Origin of the sequence: Leptotrichia sp. oral taxon 215 str. W9775, from assembly GCF_000469505.1 — a bacterium.
Classification (GTDB): Bacteria; Fusobacteriota; Fusobacteriia; order Fusobacteriales; family Leptotrichiaceae; genus Leptotrichia_A.
In genome coordinates, this window is record NZ_KI272866.1 from 72867 (window position 1) to 73272 (window position 406).

The 406-nt window shown below is 32.5% G+C and carries 1 protein-coding gene; it reads left to right on the forward strand.

The genetic code is table 11. The features are described 5' to 3' along the window. Window positions 1–406 (forward strand): extracellular solute-binding protein (locus HMPREF1984_RS11775; RefSeq protein WP_021767699.1); only part of this gene is annotated, 406 nt, incomplete at both ends.

Sequence of the window (406 nt, forward strand, 5' to 3'; positions counted from 1 at the left end):
AAAGCAGTGGAAGTGGAGATTCAGGAAGTAAGGAGCTGAATATTTATACATGGACGTATTTTATACCGCAGGAAATAATAGACAATTTTCAGAAGGAAACTGGAATAAAGGTAAATTTGAGCTATTATGATAATAATGATGTTATGCTAGCAAAATTAATGTCAGGAGCAAAGGGATTTGACATAGTTTCACCATCTACAGATTATGTTGATGTTCTTAGAAAAAGTGGGCTTATAGAAAAATTGGATAAGAAGAAACTGGGAGAAACTTTTAACAACCTTGATAAGGATGGACTTAAGCTTGAGGAACTTTCAAAAATATATGATCCAGGCTTAGATTACTCAATACCTTATGCATATTTTGCAACAGGAATAGCGGTAAATAAAAAATTTATGAAAGATTACCC